Source organism: Amycolatopsis sp. NPDC024027 (genome assembly GCF_040638975.1).
Lineage (GTDB): Bacteria > Actinomycetota > Actinomycetes > Mycobacteriales > Pseudonocardiaceae > Amycolatopsis.
In genome coordinates this window covers 31,245-47,474 of sequence record NZ_JBEZYY010000001.1, presented here as the reverse complement: position 1 = coordinate 47,474, position 16,230 = coordinate 31,245, and the positions used below count along the sequence as shown (strand labels likewise).

General features: G+C 71.9%; 19 protein-coding genes. 5 read left to right on the top strand and 14 right to left on the bottom strand.

Annotated features, from left to right (window positions below; genetic code table 11):
• The first annotated feature begins 6 nt into the window (after nucleotides 1-6).
• Both AB0F52_RS00235 and AB0F52_RS00230 read left to right on the top strand, forming a co-directional pair.
• Nucleotides 7-474 (top strand): DUF309 domain-containing protein, encoded by a 468-nt coding sequence (locus tag AB0F52_RS00235; RefSeq protein ID WP_360162867.1) that lies wholly within the window; start codon nucleotides 7-9, stop codon nucleotides 472-474.
• A complete protein-coding gene (locus AB0F52_RS00230; RefSeq protein WP_360162864.1) occupies nucleotides 468-983 on the top strand; it encodes a hypothetical protein in 516 nt (171 codons plus the stop codon). Before AB0F52_RS00235 ends, AB0F52_RS00230 begins: the two co-directional genes overlap by 7 nt.
• On the opposite strand, the gene AB0F52_RS00225 is transcribed toward AB0F52_RS00230, so the two are convergent.
• Nucleotides 980-1,603 (bottom strand): MBL fold metallo-hydrolase, encoded by a 624-nt coding sequence (locus tag AB0F52_RS00225; RefSeq protein WP_360162861.1) that lies wholly within the window; start codon nucleotides 1,601-1,603, stop codon nucleotides 980-982. The genes AB0F52_RS00230 and AB0F52_RS00225 overlap by 4 nt on opposite strands.
• 364 nt (nucleotides 1,604-1,967) lie before the next feature.
• Here AB0F52_RS00225 and AB0F52_RS00220 point away from each other — a divergent pair, with 364 nt between their 5' ends.
• Entirely contained in the window at nucleotides 1,968-2,456 is a 489-nt protein-coding gene (locus tag AB0F52_RS00220) for a hypothetical protein (RefSeq protein ID WP_360162858.1), read from the top strand.
• Here AB0F52_RS00220 and AB0F52_RS00215 read toward each other — a convergent pair.
• The 6 genes from AB0F52_RS00215 to AB0F52_RS00190 all read right to left on the bottom strand — a co-directional run bounded on the left by AB0F52_RS00215 (nucleotide 2,453) and on the right by AB0F52_RS00190 (nucleotide 8,265).
• Complete coding sequence (locus tag AB0F52_RS00215) at nucleotides 2,453-3,067, bottom strand: Pr6Pr family membrane protein (protein ID WP_360162855.1); 615 nt, start codon at nucleotides 3,065-3,067, stop codon at nucleotides 2,453-2,455. The two genes, AB0F52_RS00220 and AB0F52_RS00215, sit on opposite strands and share 4 nt — an antisense overlap.
• A 99-nt stretch (nucleotides 3,068-3,166) precedes the next feature.
• The gene (locus tag AB0F52_RS00210) at nucleotides 3,167-3,607 is read right to left on the bottom strand and encodes a hypothetical protein (RefSeq protein ID WP_360162852.1); all 441 of its coding nucleotides are present in this window, start codon (nucleotides 3,605-3,607) and stop codon (nucleotides 3,167-3,169) included.
• Nucleotides 3,608-3,801: 194 nt separating this feature from the next.
• Nucleotides 3,802-5,334 (bottom strand): ATP-dependent DNA ligase, encoded by a 1,533-nt coding sequence (locus AB0F52_RS00205; RefSeq protein WP_360162849.1) that lies wholly within the window; start codon nucleotides 5,332-5,334, stop codon nucleotides 3,802-3,804.
• Between the two features lie 31 nt (nucleotides 5,335-5,365).
• Nucleotides 5,366-6,217 (bottom strand): helix-turn-helix transcriptional regulator, encoded by an 852-nt coding sequence (locus AB0F52_RS00200; protein WP_360162846.1) that lies wholly within the window; start codon nucleotides 6,215-6,217, stop codon nucleotides 5,366-5,368.
• Nucleotides 6,217-7,614, bottom strand: coding sequence for a class II fumarate hydratase (locus AB0F52_RS00195; protein WP_360162843.1), 1,398 nt, complete (start codon nucleotides 7,612-7,614; stop codon nucleotides 6,217-6,219). Before AB0F52_RS00195 ends, AB0F52_RS00200 begins: the two co-directional genes overlap by 1 nt.
• 27 nt (nucleotides 7,615-7,641) lie before the next feature.
• Entirely contained in the window at nucleotides 7,642-8,265 is a 624-nt protein-coding gene (locus tag AB0F52_RS00190) for a hypothetical protein (protein WP_360162840.1), read from the bottom strand.
• 77 nt (nucleotides 8,266-8,342) lie between these two features.
• Here AB0F52_RS00190 and AB0F52_RS00185 point away from each other — a divergent pair, with 77 nt between their 5' ends.
• Nucleotides 8,343-9,332: an NAD(P)/FAD-dependent oxidoreductase gene (locus tag AB0F52_RS00185; RefSeq protein WP_360162837.1), complete on the top strand. Its 990-nt coding sequence runs from the start codon at nucleotides 8,343-8,345 to the stop codon at nucleotides 9,330-9,332.
• A 1-nt stretch (nucleotide 9,333) separates the two neighbouring features.
• Here AB0F52_RS00185 and AB0F52_RS00180 read toward each other — a convergent pair whose 3' ends face one another.
• The 6 genes from AB0F52_RS00180 to AB0F52_RS00155 form a co-directional block, all read right to left on the bottom strand.
• Nucleotides 9,334-10,086: a serine protease gene (locus AB0F52_RS00180; RefSeq protein ID WP_360162834.1), complete on the bottom strand. Its 753-nt coding sequence runs from the start codon at nucleotides 10,084-10,086 to the stop codon at nucleotides 9,334-9,336.
• Between the two features lie 8 nt (nucleotides 10,087-10,094).
• Nucleotides 10,095-11,144, bottom strand: coding sequence for a class II fructose-bisphosphatase (gene glpX, locus AB0F52_RS00175; RefSeq protein WP_360162831.1), 1,050 nt, complete (start codon nucleotides 11,142-11,144; stop codon nucleotides 10,095-10,097).
• An 85-nt stretch (nucleotides 11,145-11,229) separates the two neighbouring features.
• Nucleotides 11,230-11,451: an exodeoxyribonuclease VII small subunit gene (locus tag AB0F52_RS00170; RefSeq protein WP_103337055.1), complete on the bottom strand. Its 222-nt coding sequence runs from the start codon at nucleotides 11,449-11,451 to the stop codon at nucleotides 11,230-11,232.
• Nucleotides 11,448-11,852 (bottom strand): hypothetical protein, encoded by a 405-nt coding sequence (locus tag AB0F52_RS00165; protein WP_103337056.1) that lies wholly within the window; start codon nucleotides 11,850-11,852, stop codon nucleotides 11,448-11,450. The genes AB0F52_RS00170 and AB0F52_RS00165 overlap by 4 nt, the downstream gene beginning before the upstream one ends.
• Nucleotides 11,849-13,096 (bottom strand): exodeoxyribonuclease VII large subunit, encoded by a 1,248-nt coding sequence (xseA, locus tag AB0F52_RS00160; RefSeq protein WP_360162826.1) that lies wholly within the window; start codon nucleotides 13,094-13,096, stop codon nucleotides 11,849-11,851. The genes AB0F52_RS00165 and xseA overlap by 4 nt, the downstream gene beginning before the upstream one ends.
• Nucleotides 13,093-13,848 (bottom strand): lipid droplet-associated protein, encoded by a 756-nt coding sequence (locus AB0F52_RS00155; protein ID WP_360162823.1) that lies wholly within the window; start codon nucleotides 13,846-13,848, stop codon nucleotides 13,093-13,095. The genes xseA and AB0F52_RS00155 overlap by 4 nt, the downstream gene beginning before the upstream one ends.
• 141 nt (nucleotides 13,849-13,989) lie before the next feature.
• Here AB0F52_RS00155 and AB0F52_RS00150 point away from each other — a divergent pair, with 141 nt between their 5' ends.
• Nucleotides 13,990-14,985: a 4-hydroxy-3-methylbut-2-enyl diphosphate reductase gene (locus AB0F52_RS00150; RefSeq protein ID WP_360162820.1), complete on the top strand. Its 996-nt coding sequence runs from the start codon at nucleotides 13,990-13,992 to the stop codon at nucleotides 14,983-14,985.
• 191 nt (nucleotides 14,986-15,176) lie between these two features.
• Here the strand turns inward: AB0F52_RS00150 and AB0F52_RS00145 are convergent, their stop codons facing one another.
• A complete protein-coding gene (locus AB0F52_RS00145) occupies nucleotides 15,177-16,097 on the bottom strand; it encodes a DUF6542 domain-containing protein (protein ID WP_360162817.1) in 921 nt (306 codons plus the stop codon).
• Between the last annotated feature and the right edge of the window lie 133 nt (nucleotides 16,098-16,230).

The window sequence follows — 16,230 nt, the reverse complement described above, 5'->3', positions numbered from 1 at the left end:
CAGGGTATGAGCCGCCGCGACCGGGACGACGAGGGACGGGCACGCAACGCACGGCCGCGTGACGGCCTCGGCCGGCCGCTGCCGTACGGCGCGGACGGCGTCGAGCGCCAGCCCGAAGGCATCGCGCGCAGCCCGGCGCAAACGCTTGCGGAGGCCCAGCGGCTGCTCGACGACGGCAAGCCGTTCCACGCGCACGAGGTCTTCGAGGACGCCTGGAAGACCACGGACGGCCCGGACCGCGAACTCTGGCGCGGTCTCGCGCAGCTGGCCGTCGGGCTGACGCACGCGGCGCGCGGCAACAACGTGGGCGCGGTGTCGCTGCTCGAGCGCGGCGCGGCGAACATCGAGCCGTTCCGGGACGAGCCGCCGCACGGCATCGACGTCGCCGGGCTGCAGGAGTGGGCGCGCAGCCTGGCCGATGAGGCGAAACAGCGCGTACGGGTGTCGCCGGGCGTGCCGCGGCTGACGTGCTGACGGCGGTCGGTGCCGCGGTCATCGCGGCGGTGGCGTCACTGGTCGGCGTGACGCTGGGCGCGCTGGTCGAGCCGGTGAAGCTCAACGCCGCCCGGCGCGCGAAGCTGCGGCAGGACCGGGCCGACCGCTGCGCCGGGCTGATCGAGGCCGCCACGCGGGCGCGCAAGCACATCATCGACATCAACGTGATCCACCGCCGCCGGGAACTGGGCAAAGAGCTCGAGACCGACGGGCAGCGGGAGATCGAGTTCGAAGACGGGTACTACACGGCTCGCACCGACATGCGCGCGTTCTACGGGCTGCTCGTGATGAGCGGTCCGGACGAGCTGGTCGAGCAGGCGAACATGCTCCGCAGGAAGGAGATGGAACTCCACCACACCCGGTGGGAGCTCGACGACTCCGGGAAGTTCGACCGGAAGTTCCTGCCCACTCCGGTCCGGGAAGCCAGTGCCGCCTTCGACCAGGCGATCGAGGAGTTCGCCCTCGTCGCCCGGAAACACACCTCCTAAGGCTGGTCCCAGCCGTCCGAAGCCGCCTTCTCGGCGCCGATCGTCGTGCCCTCGCCGTGCCCGGTGTGGACCTTCGTCGCCTCCGGGAGCGCGAACAGCTTCTCGCGGATGGAGTGCACGATCGTCGGGTAGTCCGAATAGGACCGGCCGGTGGCGCCGGGGCCGCCGTGGAAGAGGGTGTCGCCGGTGAACAGGACGCCCAGTTCCGCCGCGTACAGGCACACCGCGCCGGGCGCGTGCCCCGGCGTGTGGATGACGCGGAGTTCGGTGCCGGCGATGGTGAGCACCTGACCGTCGGCCAGCTCGCCGTCCGGGGCGCGGTCCGGGTGCGTCAGGTTCCAGACGACCCGGTCGTCCGGGTGCAGCAGGATCGGCGCGCCGGTCGCGGCGGCGAGTTCCGGGGCGGCGTTGACGTGGTCGTTGTGCGCGTGGGTGCAGACGATGGCGGCCAGTTTCCGGTCGCCCACGACGTTTTCGATCGCCTTCGCGTCGTGCGCCGCGTCGATCACGATCACTTCCGCGTCGTCGCCCACGAGCCAGACGTTGTTGTCGACGTCCCAGCTGCCCCCGTCGAGCTGGAAGACACCGGAGGTCACCAGGTTCTGCACGATCGCCGTCATGCGCCCGACCCTAGTGGTCATTCGGTCGGTCGATGACATACCGGCGGTATGCTACCGTCGCCCTCCTGGCGGAGCCGGTGAAGCTGCGGTGCGGCCGATCCGGCGGTCTACCGGCCGCGGACCGGCGCGGTCGAGGGTGCGGACAGGCGGCTGTGGGTGCAGCTGAACCACCCCGGCCGGCAGAGCCCGCGGTACCTCTCGCGGCAGCCCGTCGCGCCGTCCGTGGTGCCCTTCGGCAATCGAGGCGTCCGTACCGCCTTCGCCATCCCGCGGGCCCTGACCGGCGAAGAGATCGAAGCGGGCTTCACGGGCGTGCAGATCCATGGCGCCCACGGCTATCTGGCCTCGCAGTTCCCTGGAGGTCGTGCGCGAACTCGGTGAGGCCGGGCTGGACCTGCTGGAAGTCTCCGGCGGCACGGACGAGAAGGCCGCGATGATGGGCGCCGGGCGCGCGAGCACCCAGGCGCGCGAAGCGTACTTCCTGGACTACGCGGCGAAAGCGCGTGAAGTCTCCGACGTTCCCCTGATGGTCACCGGCGGGTTCGCGTCACCGGACGGAATGGCCGACGCGCTGCGCTCGGGCGAGGTCGACGTGATCGGGCTCGGCCGCCCGCTGGTCGCCGACCCCGGCCTGCCCGCCCGGCTCCTCGCCGGCGAGGACGTCCGCGCCGAGCGGCTGTGCCCCAAGACCGGGGTCCGGCTGGCCGACAGCCTCCTGGAGATCCAGTGGCACACCCGGCGGATGCACCGGATCGCCGCGGGCAAGCCGGTCGACCGGCGCGGCGCGCTCCCGACGCTGATGCGGGCCGGACTCACCGACGGGATCAACGCCTTCCGCCGCGTCCGGGGTTAGGCGGGTTCGAGCCGCGTGAACCGGCGGTCGTGCAGGAGCGCGGCCGCCGCGAGCACGGTGAAGAAGAGGCCGATGAAGACGCAGTTCAGCGCGACCTGGCCGTAGCCGAGGGCGCCCGCGTCGACGAACGGGTACGGGTAGAAGCCGGTGACCGCGCCACGCGGGAGCGTGAAGGCGAGCCAGGCCAGCGGGTAGAGCAGCGACCACCAGACCGTGCGCCACGTGAGAGCCCCGCGCGGGCCGGCCAGGAGCCAGCCGAGCACGAACAGGACCGGGGTCACCTTGTGCAGCATCGTGTCGGAGAACAGCGAAAGACCGTGCAGGTCGTGCAAGCCGGCCAGGGCGACCTGGTAGACGATGCCGGTCACGATGATGCCGGCCAGCGCGTCGAGCCAGAGGACGGTGAACAGCCGCCCGCGCGCCCGGCCCAGCGCGACCAGCACCGAGGTGAGCACGACCAGCAGGTTCGAGTCGATCGTGAAGAAGCAGAACAGGTTCGCGACCCGCCCGTCCGGGGCGCTCGCGGTCGCGACGACCTGGGTGACGAGGCCGGCCAGGGCCACCACCGCGGTGACCGCGAACCAGGCGCGGGTGAACTTCTCGCTGCGCATCGCCGGAGCTTAGCTCCACTGTGGACATAAGTCGCGGACGCGGCGAAGCCGTGGACCGCCGGACGCGCCCCGGTGCCGTCCGCACCGGGGCGCCGGTCGTCACGCCGCGAGCAGCGAGTCCCGGAGGGCGACGAAGGCCTCGTACTCCGCCTTCTGCTCGACCGGCAGCTGGTAGGCGGCGGCCAGGAGCTTCGTCACGGACGGGAGGATGCTGAGCCGGAACGTCCGGCCGTCGGTCGTCTTGATGACGAACCGGCCCTGCAGGTCGCGCTTCTTGACCGAAGCCCGGTTGGCGTCGTTGATCGTCAGCGGCGTGCCCGCCGTGACGGTGCCGTTCTTCTCCTCGAGCGGAACGAGGACGAGATCGGTCTGCCCCGGCTTGAAGCCCAGGGCGAAGTTGGCGACCGAGGTGGTCCGGAAGACCAGGTAGTTCTTCTGCCTGATCTCCGCGGCGTACACCTTGGTGTAGCTCGCCCCGTCGGCGACGGCTCCGTCGAAGGCGGCGTGGATGGCCGCCTTCATCTGTTCCTTGCTGACCACTGCGTGCTCCTCCATGACCGCTCGGGAAGTGAGCGGGATCTCTGTGAAGGAGCGCACTTTAGGGATCATCGCCGTCGGCCATGGCGGGAAAATTCCCGTCAACTTTCGCCTGAAGCAGCGCCGAGCGCATCGGCTGTCCGCCCACTTTGGCCGGGCCGGGCCGCGGGCACCAGCGACTTTCGTCTGTCCTTGCGTCAGCTCCCTTCCGAGCGGTCGCCGTGCAGCAGGCCGCGGACCGTGTCGATCGTGTCCGCCTCGGCCGGGTCCTTGTCCGGGCGGTAGCGGACCACCCGGGCGAACCGCAGCGCCAGACCACCCGGGTAGCGCGTGCTCACCTGCGCGCTGTCGAGCTCGATCTCCACCACGACCTCCGGCCGGACGTACACCGTCCAGTCGTCGCGGTGGGTCTCGATCTCCTGGAACGTCCTGGTCTGCCACGCCAGCAGCTCGTCGGTCATGCCCTTGAACGTCTTGCCGACCATGATCGGCGGGCCGCCGTCCGGGTCGCGCGCGCCCAGGTGCAGGTTGGACAGCGTGCCGGTGCGCCGGCCGTGACCCCACTCCGCCGCGAGCACCACCAGGTCGATCGTGTGCACCGGCTTGACCTTCAGCCACGCCCGCCCGCGCCGCCCGGCCGCGTACGGCGCGGCCAGGTCCTTGACCATCACCCCTTCGTGGCCCGCTTCCATCGCCGCCTCCAGGACCGAAGCGGCCCGCGAAGTGCCCACCTCGCCGGGGATCACGTGCGCCCCGGCGACCTTGCGCAGTGCCGCGTTGCGCTCCGACAGCGGCGCGTCCAGCAGGTCGACGCCGTCGAGGTGCAGGCAGTCGAAGAAGTACGGCCGCAGCAGCAGCGCCTTGACCTGCTCCTCGCGGGTGCTGCCGAACCGGCTCATCGTGTCCTGGAACGGCCGCGGCCGCCCGGCGTCGGTCAGCGCCAGCGTCTCGCCGTCGAGCACCACCGACTCGCACGGCAGCGCCCGCACGAGGTCCACCAGTTCCTGCACGCTCCCGGTGATCTCGCGCAGCGTCCGCGTCCAGACGTGCACCTCGTCGCCCTGGCGGTGCACCTGGATCCGCGCACCGTCCATTTTGTACTCGACGATCGCCTCGGCGTGCTCGGCGACGGCTTCGTCCAGCGACTCGGCCGGCGACGCCAGCATCGGCTTGATCGGCGTGCCGAGGGTGAGCCGGAACTCCGCCAGCGCGGCGGGCCCGCCGGTCATCGCCGCGACCCCGGTGACGCCGAGCTTCCCGGACAGCATGAAGGCCCGCCGCACGTCCTCGGCCGGCACCTCGGCCGCGGCGGCGATGGCGTCGACCATCACGCCTTCCAGCGCGCCCTGCCGCAACTCCCCGGTGACCAGCCGGAACAGGAACTGCTGCTCGTCCTTCGGCAGCCGCTCGAACAACGCCCGCAGCACTTCCTGCCGGCGCGTCGACGAACCCGTGCCCGCCGCGACCCCGGCCGCCGCGGTCAGCGCCGCGTCCACCTCCAGCACCGAGGCCACCGGTTCGGCGGCGGAGCCCGCGCCCAGCCCGGCCAGGGTGCGCCAGCCCGCACCCAGCCTGTCCTGCGCCGTCTGCCCGGTGAGGTACGCGATCACCGTGGGCAGCTCGGCGATCTCCGCCGCGCGCAGCACTCCGGCCAGGAGGGCGATCTTCGCCTTCCTGGACCTGGTCGCCGCCAGTTCGGCGGACGCGCGGACCAACTCGCTCAGCAACACCCGGACATCATGACCCGGACCACCGACAATTTCAGGTTGGCAGGACGTTTTCCCTGGTCAGGGGCGCCTCGGCGATCCAGCTGGCCAGCAGGCCGAGCGCGCGCTCGCTCTCCGACCCGGGCTCGGCGTGGTAGATCACCAGACCCTGGTCCGGGTCGTCGGGCAGCCGCAGCGTCTCGTACCGCAGCCGCAGCTCGCCGACCACCGGGTTCATGATCAGCTTCCAGCCGCGGGCCTTCTCCTGGACCGCGTGCTCGGCCCACAGCTCCCGGAACCGCTCGCTCGCCAGCGAAAGCTCGCCGGCCAGCCGGGCGAAGTGCGGGTCATCGGGGTGCTTGCCGCTCTCGGCGCGCAGGTTGGCGACGACGTCCCGGCACACCTCGTCCCACTCCGGGTGCAGCTGCTTCGCGCGTTCGTCGGTGAAGACGAGCTTCGGCATGCTGCGCTCTTCGAGCCGGCCGAAGTCGAACGAGACCGCGCCGCCGAGGGCGTTCCAGGCCAGCACGTCCAGGTAGCGGCCGAAGACGAACGCGGGCGCCTGGACGGCGTCCAGCAGGTGCTGCAGCTCGGGCCGGACCCGCTGCGGCGCGCTCTTCTCCCGGCGCTTCGGCGCGGCGAGGTTGCGCAGGTAGGACTCCTCGCCGGCGTCGAGGCGCAGCGCGCGGGCCAGCGCGCCGAGGATCGCGTCCGAGACGTTCTTCCCGCGCCCTTGCTCCAGCCGCGTGTAGTAGTCGACGCTGATGCCGGCCAGCTGCGCCAGCTCCTCACGGCGCAGGCCCTTGACCCGCCGCTGGGTGACCCCCGGCGGCAGGCCGAGGTCGGCGGGGTCCAGGGCGGCGCGGCGCGCCTTCAGGAAGGCGCCCAGCTCGGCGGCGTCACTCATCATTTGCCGCCGCGGGCCATGCGCAGCACGTCGAGGGCCTCGTCGAGCTGCTCCTCGGTGAGCTTGCCGTCCTGCACGTACCCGCGCTCGATGACGACCTCGCGGATCGTCTTCAGCTCCTTCAACGCCTGCTTCGCGACCGCGGCCGCCGCTTCGTAGCCGATGTACTTGTTCAACGGCGTCACGATCGACGGCGAACCTTCGGCGTAGGTCCGCGCGCGTTCCGCGTTCACCGTGAGGCCGGCGAACACCTTGTCCGCCAGCAGCCGCGAAACGGCCGCGAGCAGCCGCGCCGATTCGAGGACGTTCCGGGCGATCACGGGCAGGTTGACGTTCAGCTGGAAATTGCCCGCCGCGCCCGCGAAAGCGACGGCCGCGTCGTTGCCGATCACCTGCGCGACCACCTGCAGCGTCGCCTCCGGGATCACCGGGTTCACCTTGCCCGGCATGATCGACGAGCCCGGCTGCAGGTCCGGCAGCGCCAGCTCGGCCAGGCCGGTGCGCGGACCGGACCCCAGCCAGCGCAGGTCGTTGGCGATCTTGTTGAGCGACACGGCGACGGTGCGCAGGTGCCCGGACGTCTCGACGACGCTGTCCTGCGTGGCCTGCGCCTCGAAGTGGTCGCGGGCTTCGGTCAGCGGCAGCCCGGTCACCGTGGCGAGTTCCGCGGCGACCGACGAGCCGAAGCCGTCCGGCGCGTTCAGGCCCGACCCGACGGCCGTGCCGCCGATCGGCAGCTCGCCCAGCCGTGGCAGGCCCGACTTCAGCCGTTCGACGCCGAAGCGGACCTGGGACGCCCACGCGCCCGCCTCCTGCCCGAGCGTGATCGGCACCGCGTCCATCAGGTGCGTGCGGCCGGACTTCACCACGTCGGCCCACTCCGCGGCGCGCACCTCGATGGCGCCGGCGAGGTACTCCAGCGCCGGGATGACGTCCTTGAGCACGGCTTCGGTCGCGGCGACGTGGATGGTCGTCGGGAAGGTGTCGTTCGACGACTGCGACGCGTTGACGTGGTCGTTCGGGTGGACGTCCCGGCCGAGGGCGCGGGAGGCCAGCGTCGCGATGACCTCGTTGGCGTTCATGTTCGACGACGTCCCGGACCCGGTCTGGAAGACGTCGATCGGGAAGTGCGCGTCGTGGGCGCCGGCGGCGACCTCGTCGGCGGCGGCCGCGATGGCGTCCGCGACGTCGGCGTCGAGCACGCCCAGCTTGCGGTTCACGCGCGCGGCGGCGGCCTTGAGCAGGCCGAGCGCGCGGATCTGGGCGCGCTCCAGGCCCCGGCCGGAGATGGGGAAGTTCTCCACGGCCCGCTGGGTCTGCGCGCGGTAGAGCGCGTCGGCCGGCACGCGGACCTCGCCCATGGTGTCGTGTTCGATCCGGTATTCCTGATCAGCCATGACACCGATTCTGGACCTGTTCGCGAATCACCGCGGGGTGGCGTTGCGCACCCTGCGGCGTTCGCCGAGCACCGCCGTGACGGCGATCGCCGCCACCAGGCCCACGCCGCCCAGGCCCGCGAAGACCAGGGGCACGGCCGGGTCCTGCCGTCCGGCGAGCTGCGTCGCGACGAGGCCGACCGGGTCCTCGACGACGGCCACGCGGCTGCCGGCCACCAGCCGCGTGCCGGTGCCCGGGTCGAGCGCATCCGGGCTCCCGTCCGGGTTCCGCACGTCGTAGGTGTAGGCGGGGCCGCCTCTCAGCCGGTGCACGGTCTCCGCGGTCACCAGTACTTCGACCGGCTTTCCCCGCGAAAGCAGGATCTCGTCGCCGGCCGCGGTCCAGCCGCCCTGCACCGCGGCCAGTACCGGCAGCAGCCCGAGCAGCGCGAGCAGGAGGCCCGTCCGGGCCAGCCAGCGGCCGAACCCGACGAGGGCCGCGAAGGCGACGATGACGAACGGAACGAAACCCACCGGCTCGGCGGACGGCAGCCCGAGCCACACCGCGAGAACGAGCCAGCCGAGCAGCGCCGCGGCCGCCGCGGTCGCGCTCAGCAGCGTCCGCCGCACCCCCCACGGTGGGCGCCGGTCGTCCGGCCGCCGATGTCGCACCCCGTCGAGTGAACTCCGATCCCGCTAGGATCGGGTGTGTTCTCGATCACCGCCATCCACCACTGGCTGGAGCGAGCATGACTGACGTTACTGGGGATTCCTACGACCTCGTCATCATCGGTGCGGGCCCGACGGGCCTGTTCGCCGCCTACTACGCCGGGTTCCGCGGCCTGTCGATGGCGGTGGTCGATTCGCTGCCCGAGCCCGGCGGCCAGGTGACCGCGATGTACCCGGAGAAGATGATCTACGACGTCGGCGGGTTCGCCGAGATCCGCGGCCGCGATCTGGTCGAGGGCCTGGTGAAGCAGGCCGCGCCGTTCAAGCCGAAGTACCTGCTGGGGCGCAAGGCCGAAAAGCTGGAGCCGGCCGGGGACGGCGTCGAGCTGACCCTCGACGGCGGCGAGACGCTGCACGCCCGCGCGGTGCTGATCACCGCGGGCATCGGCGAGTTCACCCCGCGCCCGCTGCCGGCCGGCGACGGCTGGCTCGGTCGCGGCATGGTGCACTTCGTCCCCTCGTTCCAGGCGCACGCGGGCCAGCACGTCGTGATCGTCGGTGGCGGCGACTCGGCGTTCGACTGGGTGCTCGCGCTGCACCCGGTGGCGGCGAGCGTGACGCTGGTGCACCGCCGCGCGAAGTTCCGCGCCGCCGAGTCGATCGTCCGGCAGGCGCGTGAGCTCGGCACCCGGATCATCACCGACGCCGAAGTCACGCGGTTCGTCGAAGCACCCGACGGCGCACTCGAAGCCGTCGACGTCTCGATCAAGGGCGCCGGCGAAGAACGGCTCCCGGCCAACGCCGTCGTCGCCGCGCTGGGCTTCACCGCGGACCTCGGCCCGATCGAGAGCTGGGGCCTGGAGATCGACCACCGCGCCATCGCCGTCGACTCGACCATGGCGACCGCGCGTGAACGCGTCTACGCCGCGGGCGACGTCGCCGCGTACCCGGGGAAGGTGAAGCTGATCGCGACCGGCTTCGGGGAGGCCGCGACGGCCGTCAACAACATCGCCGTCGCGCTCGACCCGGACGCCCACCTGTTCCCGGGCCACTCGAGCAACGCCGAGTAGCTCAGGCCTTCGTCTTCTCGGCGATCCAGGGCGCGTAGGCGACGACAGAGGTGTAGATCGACGGCGCCGTCGCGCATTGCGGGTCGTTGTTGCCCGGCCGGCTGGTGACGCCGGCGAGCTGCCAGTGGTCGCCGGCGCGCACGATCTCCGGACCACCGGAGTCGCCGAAGCACGCCCCGGACTTGCCGCCCGGGTTGTCCGTGCACAGCTCGGCCGTGCCGTCGAACACCGACGTGCACTTCGTGCCCTCGACGATCTGCGTGTCGAGCTGCTGCAGCGTCGTGGGGATCTCGCCGCAGTTGACCTTCGGGCAGGTCTGGCCCCAGCCGAGGATCCGGGTCGCGGTGCCCGGCGACGCGGCCGCCGCGAGCCCGATCGGCGCCGCGGTGGCCGGCGTCGTCAGCCGAAGCAGCGCGATGTCCCCGGCCGGGCTCTCCGTGTTGAACGCCGGGTTGACGATGATCTCGGCGGGCTGCGCCACTTCGCCGCCCTGGCCCGAGTCGTTCGTCCCGACCCGCAGTGAAATGGCCGACGTGGTCTTGCCGAACGCGCAGTGCGCGGCCGTGACCACCCAGGTGGGCGCGATGAGCGCGCCGGCGCAGAACAGCTTGCCCGACGAGGTGTGCAGCGAGACCGTGAACGGGTACGGCTGGTCCGCGGCGACACCCCCGACGATGGCGGGGGCGGCCGCGGCCGTGCCGGGGACCAGGGCGGCGAGGATCAGGGCCAGTAGGGCCGGCAGTCGCCTGGTCACGGAACTCCTTACGGCAGCGGGGGCACGACGTCGTCGTCGGGCGCGTCCAGGTGGCCGTCGAAGTTGACCGAGGAGTACGCCCGCAGCTTGTTCAGCCGGTGGTAGCCGTCGATCATTCTGACGGTCCCGGACTTGGACCGCATCACGATGGACTGCGTCGTCGCCCCGCCCTCGCGGTAGTGGACGCCACGCAGCAGGTCGCCGTCGGTGACGCCGGTGGCGCAGAAGAAGACGTTGTCGCCGCGCACGAGGTCGTCGTTCATCAGCACGCGGTCGAGGTCGTGCCCGGCGGCGAGGGCCTTCTCGCGCTCGGCGTCGTCCTTGGGCCACAGCCGGCCCTGCAGCTCGCCGCCGAGGCACTTCATCGCGCAGGCCGCGATGATGCCCTCGGGGGTGCCGCCGATGCCGAGCAGCATGTCGACGCCGGTGGTCGGGCGGGCCGCGGCGATCGCGCCCGCGACGTCGCCGTCGGAGATGAACCGGATCCGCGCGCCGGCCTCGCGGACCTCTTTGATGATCTGCTCGTGCCGCGGGCGGTCGAGGACGCACACGGTGACGTCGCTGACGCTGCTGTGCTTCGCCTTGGCGACGCGGCGGATGTTCTCCGCGATCGGGGCGCCGAGCTCGACCTTGCCGGCTGCGTCCGGCCCGACGGCCAGCTTCTCCATGTAGAACACCGCGGACGGGTCGAACATCGCGCCGCGCTCGGCGACCGCGAGCACTGCGAGGGCGTTCGGCATGCCCTTGGCCATCAGCGTGGTGCCGTCGACCGGGTCGACGGCGACGTCGCAGTCCGGCCCGTCGCCGTTGCCGACCTCTTCGCCGTTGAACAGCATGGGCGCTTCGTCCTTCTCGCCCTCGCCGATCACCACGACCCCGCGCATCGACACCGTCGAGACGAGCTGGCGCATCGCGTCGACGGCCGCGCCGTCGCCGCCGATCTTGTCGCCGCGGCCGACCCAGCGACCGGCGGCCATCGCGGCGGCTTCGGTGACCCGGACCAGCTCCATCGCGAGGTTGCGGTCGGGCGCTTCACGACGACTGTCTACGGCGGGCATCTGTGCCTCCCGGATCGTGGAACTGGCGGGTAGCCAGTCTGTCAGATACCCGCCGTGTTTCCAGATACCGAGGGCATGGCCTACCTCACTGCTCGGAGTCGTCCTCCACGGACGCCAGGGCGGCCTCGATCCGCTCGCGTGCGCCCTCGAGGTGGCGCTCGCAGACCTTCGCGAGCTTCTCGCCCTTCTCCCACAACGCGAGCGACTGCTCGAGGGACAGGCCACCGGCCTCGAGCTCGCGGACGACCTCGACGAGGTGGTCGCGAGCCTGCTCGTAGCCGAGTTCCTCGCTGGGTGTCTCACTCACGCTCGGTGTTCTCCGACCTTCCGGGCTGACGGGTGGGCGCTGTTCGCGCACACTACCGCGCTGGCCATCGCGTGGTCGTACCCGACGAACGCCAGCGCGAACTCCTGCCCGTCACCCTCCGCGATCGCCTCTTCGAGGTTCTCCTGCGCCCCGGCCACCCGCCGCCGGTGCCCCGCGCCGTCGGCGAACCACCAGCGCGAGCCGACCTGCATCGACGTCGCCTCGGACAGCCGCCGCAGCTGCGGGCCCAGGTCGCGGCGGGCGGCGGTGCCGCAGCCGGCGAGCAGGGCCGTCCAGCACTCGGCGGCGGCCCGGTCGGTGCGCACCGCCTGGTCCAGGAGCGGCCGCGCGCCGAGCTTCCTGGCCGCGTCCACGGTGAGCGGGAGGAACGTCACCTTCACCCCTGCTCTCCTTCCGCCACCGCCTTGATCGCGCCGTCGCCCACCCGCACGCGCAGCTGGGCACCGGCCTCGACTTCGGAGACGGAGCGGAGTACCTGGAGGTTGCCTTCGGGGTCGACGAACTGCACGACCGCGTACCCGCGGGCCAGCGTCGCCGCCGGCCCGAGCGCGGTCAGCCGGGCCCGTGCGCTCGCGAGCTCGGCTTGGTCCTTGGCGAGCAGCGTCAGCATGGCGCGACGGGCGCGTTCGCGGTGGACGTCGACGTCGTCCAGGCGGCGCTGGATCGGCCCGAGCGGGTCGGCCAGCGACGGGCGGCTGCGGATCTGGTTGAGCAGCCGCGCCTGGGTGTCGACCCAGCCGTGCAGCGCGCGGCGGCCGCGGTCACGCATCTGCCGGACGCGTTCGGTCTCCTCTCGCAGGTCCGGGACGATCCGCTTGCCGGCGTCGGTCGGCGTCGAACAGCGCAGGTCGGCGACGTAGTCGAGCAGCGGGGTGTCCGGTTCGTGCCCGATGGCACTGACCACCGGCGTGCCCGTGGCCGACACCGCGCGGCAGAGCGCTTCGTCGGAGAACGGCAGCAGGTCCTCGACGCTGCCGCCACCGCGGGCGATGACGATGACGTCGATGTCGGGGTCCGCGTCGAAGATCCGCAGCGCGCGCATGACCTGCGGCACCGCCTGCGAGCCCTGCACGGCCGTGTTGAGCACCTTGATCCGGACGTGCGGCCACCGCCCCTGCGCGTTGGCCAGGACGTCCCGCTCGGCCGCCGACGCGCGGCCGGTGATCAGCCCGACGCCCTTCGGCAGGAACGGGATCGGCCGCTTGCGCTGGGCCGAGAAGAGGCCTTCGGCGGTCAGCAGCTTCTTCAGGCGTTCGATCCGGGCCAGCAGCTCACCGATGCCGACCGCGCGGATCTGGTCGGCGCGCAGGCTGATCGTGCCGCGGCCGAAGAAGTACGACGGCTTCGCGTGCACGACGACGCTCGCGCCCTCCCGCAGCGGCGGCTCCATCTCGCGGATCAGCCAGTTCGGGCAGGTGACGGACATCGAGACGTCCGCCGACGGGTCGCGCAGGGTCAGGAACGCGGTCTGGGTGTTGGGCCGGGAACTGACCTGGGTGACCTGGCCCTCGACCCAGACGGCGCCGAGCCGGTGGATCCAGTCGCCGATCTTGCGCGCGACGGTCCGGACCGGCCACGGCGATTCCGCGGTGCTCGCCGGAGCCGGTGCGGACTCGGTGCTCACCGGCCTGCCGCGCCGTCGCCGCCGTCTTCGTCTTCCTTGGCCCGGTCCGCCTTGCGGGCGTTGGCGATCCGGCGGGACAGCATGCCGGTGAACGAGGAGCGGTCGGCGTGGGTGCGCTCGTACTCGAGGATGGTCTCGAGCTGCTCGATCGAGAACTGCCGCAGCCGGGCCCGCAGCTGCGGAAGGGTGAGCTGGTCGTAGCCGGTCAGCCCGGCCGGACCCTCGTACCCCGCGGCGCTGGTCCGCGGCGTTTCGCTCTTGGTCTTCTTGTCGACCTTGGGCGTACCGGGCTTGGGCTTCTTCGGCGGTTCGGCTTCGGCGGCTTCGCTGTCGTGCTCGCCGTCTTCGTGGTCCTCGGCGAGCGCGCGTTCTTCCGCGGCCCACGGATCGCCGAGCTCCGCTTCGAGCTCGGCGGCCGACGGCACGCGGCCGTTGATCTCCGAACGCGGTTCGGGCACTTCGGCGACCGGGGCGGCGTTCGGCCGCGCGGGCGGGACGTCGCCCAGCTCGGCGTCCTCGTCGAACGTCGCCCAGCTCGGCGTGTCTTCGATCGGGCGCAGGCTCGACAGGGCGCTGTCGCCCTTGATCGCCAGCTCGGTGACGTGCTGCTGCACTCGCATGGACGCCTGCAGCACCTGGCTGACCACGGTCACCGGGAGCCCGGCCAGCTGCCGGGGAAGTTCGCGAACCCGCTCGGCGGTGGAGACGGCGAGGCCCGCGGCGACCCGGAGGGGGAGCGGGAATGGCTTCATGGGTCCAGCCTGCCGCATGAGCGTCCCTCCTGCCCAACCGGACGGGCGCAGCGCGTGACCTGCGGCACAACCCGGCCGGGGGACGAAGCTCACCCGAAAGGGACTTCGAGTCCGTCTCGGGGCTGCCCGTACCCTGGGGGCATGAGTGCAGCGAGTCCCGGAATCGAGCCCGCGGGTACCCCGACGATCACCGGAACCGCTTCCGGCAAGCGGGTGCTGCTCGCCAAACCCCGTGGTTACTGCGCGGGCGTCGACCGCGCGGTGATCGCCGTCGAGAAGGCCCTCGAGGTCTACGGCGCGCCGGTGTACGTCCGCAAGGAGATCGTGCACAACCGGCACGTGGTCGACACGCTGCGCGAGCGCGGCGCGATCTTCGTCGACGAGACGTCCGAGGTGCCCGAGGGCGCGCTCGTGGTGTTCTCCGCCCACGGCGTCTCGCCGATGGTGCACGCGGAGGCGGCCGAGCGGAACCTGCGCACGATCGACGCGACCTGCCCCCTGGTGACGAAGGTGCACAAGGAGGTCAACCGCTTCGCGAACGACGACTACGACATCCTGCTGATCGGGCACGAAGGCCACGAAGAGGTCGAGGGCACGGCCGGCGAGGCGCCGGACAAGGTCCAGCTGGTCGACAAGGCCGAGGACGTCGACAAGGTCGAGGTGCGCGATCCCTCGAAGGTGATCTGGCTGTCCCAGACGACGCTGTCGGTCGACGAGACGATGGAGCGCGTCGACCAGCTCCGCGAGCGCTTCCCGGATCTGGCGGACCCGCCGAGCGACGACATCTGTTACGCGACGACGAACCGGCAGGTCGCGGTCAAGGCGATGGCCGCCGAGTGCGACCTGGTGCTGGTGGTCGGGTCGACGAACTCGTCCAACTCGAAGCGCCTGGTCGAGGTGGCCCTGAAGGCGGGGGCCCGGGCGTCGTACCTGGTCGACTTCGCGCACGAAGTCGACGAAGCGTGGCTTTCCGGCGTGACGACGGTGGGCGTGACCTCGGGTGCGTCGGTACCGGACGTGCTGGTCATGGAGCTGCTGGACTGGCTGGCCGAGCGCGGCTACGGCGACGTCGACGAGGTCACGACGGCCAACGAGAAGATCTCGTTCGCGCCGCCCAAGGAACTGCGGAAGGTCTGAGCCCCGCTCCGGCGGCGGGCCACCGTGCGGCTCGCCGCCGTGTCGTCCCCCCAATCACGCGTGATGCCCTCCCAATCACGCGCGATGCCCTCTGATCACACGTGATGTCTCCCTGATCACACGTGATGCCTTTGGGTGCACGCGAAACGGCGGTCACCTCGCGCTCGCGAGAGGTGACCGCCGTTCGTTCGTCAGCGTTCTTCTTCGTCCCAGGGCCGGTTCCGGCGCGGTGGGGCGTTCCGCCCACCGGACGGGCGGCGCGGCGGCGGGGTTTCGCGGCCGTCCTCGGGCGGGCGCGGACGCCGTCGTGGAGCAGCGTCCCCGCGCGGCTCGCGCCGGCGCGGGTCGCCCTCTTCCGGACGGGGCGTGCGCCGGTTGGCCGGCGGCGGCTTGCGCGTGCCGCGGGTGCCCGGGTCACGTTCGGCGGGAGCGCGAGGAGTCCGGCGTTCGCCGTCGGCGGGCGGGCGGGGGCGTCGCGGCGGTTCGCCGTCCCGGCCGCGCCGAGCGCCGGCCGGGAGCGGGGTCTGCCCGGTCCGGTTCGAGCCGGCCGGCCGCGGCCGCCCACCGGCCGCGGCGCGCGGGGCGGGCTTCTCGTCGTCCTCGTCTGCCCGGCGGTCGGGCTTCTTGGCCTTCTTGGGGGCGTCCGGGTCGCGCTCGCGGAAGATCCGGACGAAGCCGATCAGCAGCGTGATGCCGGTGGTGATCGCCATCATGGGGAAGCTGTTGATCAGCGGCGTGCCGATGTTCAACGCTTTCGACAGCATGTCGTCGCCCTGCGCCCCCGCCGTCGACCCCGAGGTCAGCAGGATCACACTGGGCACGGTGATGGCCAGCACGAGCGGCGGCATCACCATCGGCCCGAACAGGCCCCGCCGCCGCACCGCGCAGACCGCGATCACGGCCCCGGCGATGTAGCAGACGATGAAGATCACGGGGATGTTCGTCTGGCTCGGCTTGCCCAGGAGGGCGCCCACGACAGCCAGGCCGAGGCCGATCAGGACCGCCGCCCACCAAGGCAGTCCACGCCTCGAACCGACGACAGGACGCTCGTCCCACGCAACGGGGACGTCGTCGGCATCTGGATCGCTCTGGCGATCGCGAATCGCGGTCACAGGGCAACACCGTATCTCGTGGTTGTGAAGATCTTGCCAGCACCGCCGCCGACGTGGGCCGACAGCCACCTGCGGGCACGATCCGGTGGCGCCGGGTAGCGGCGGTGGAGCGAACCGGGCGGCCCGCTCTCGC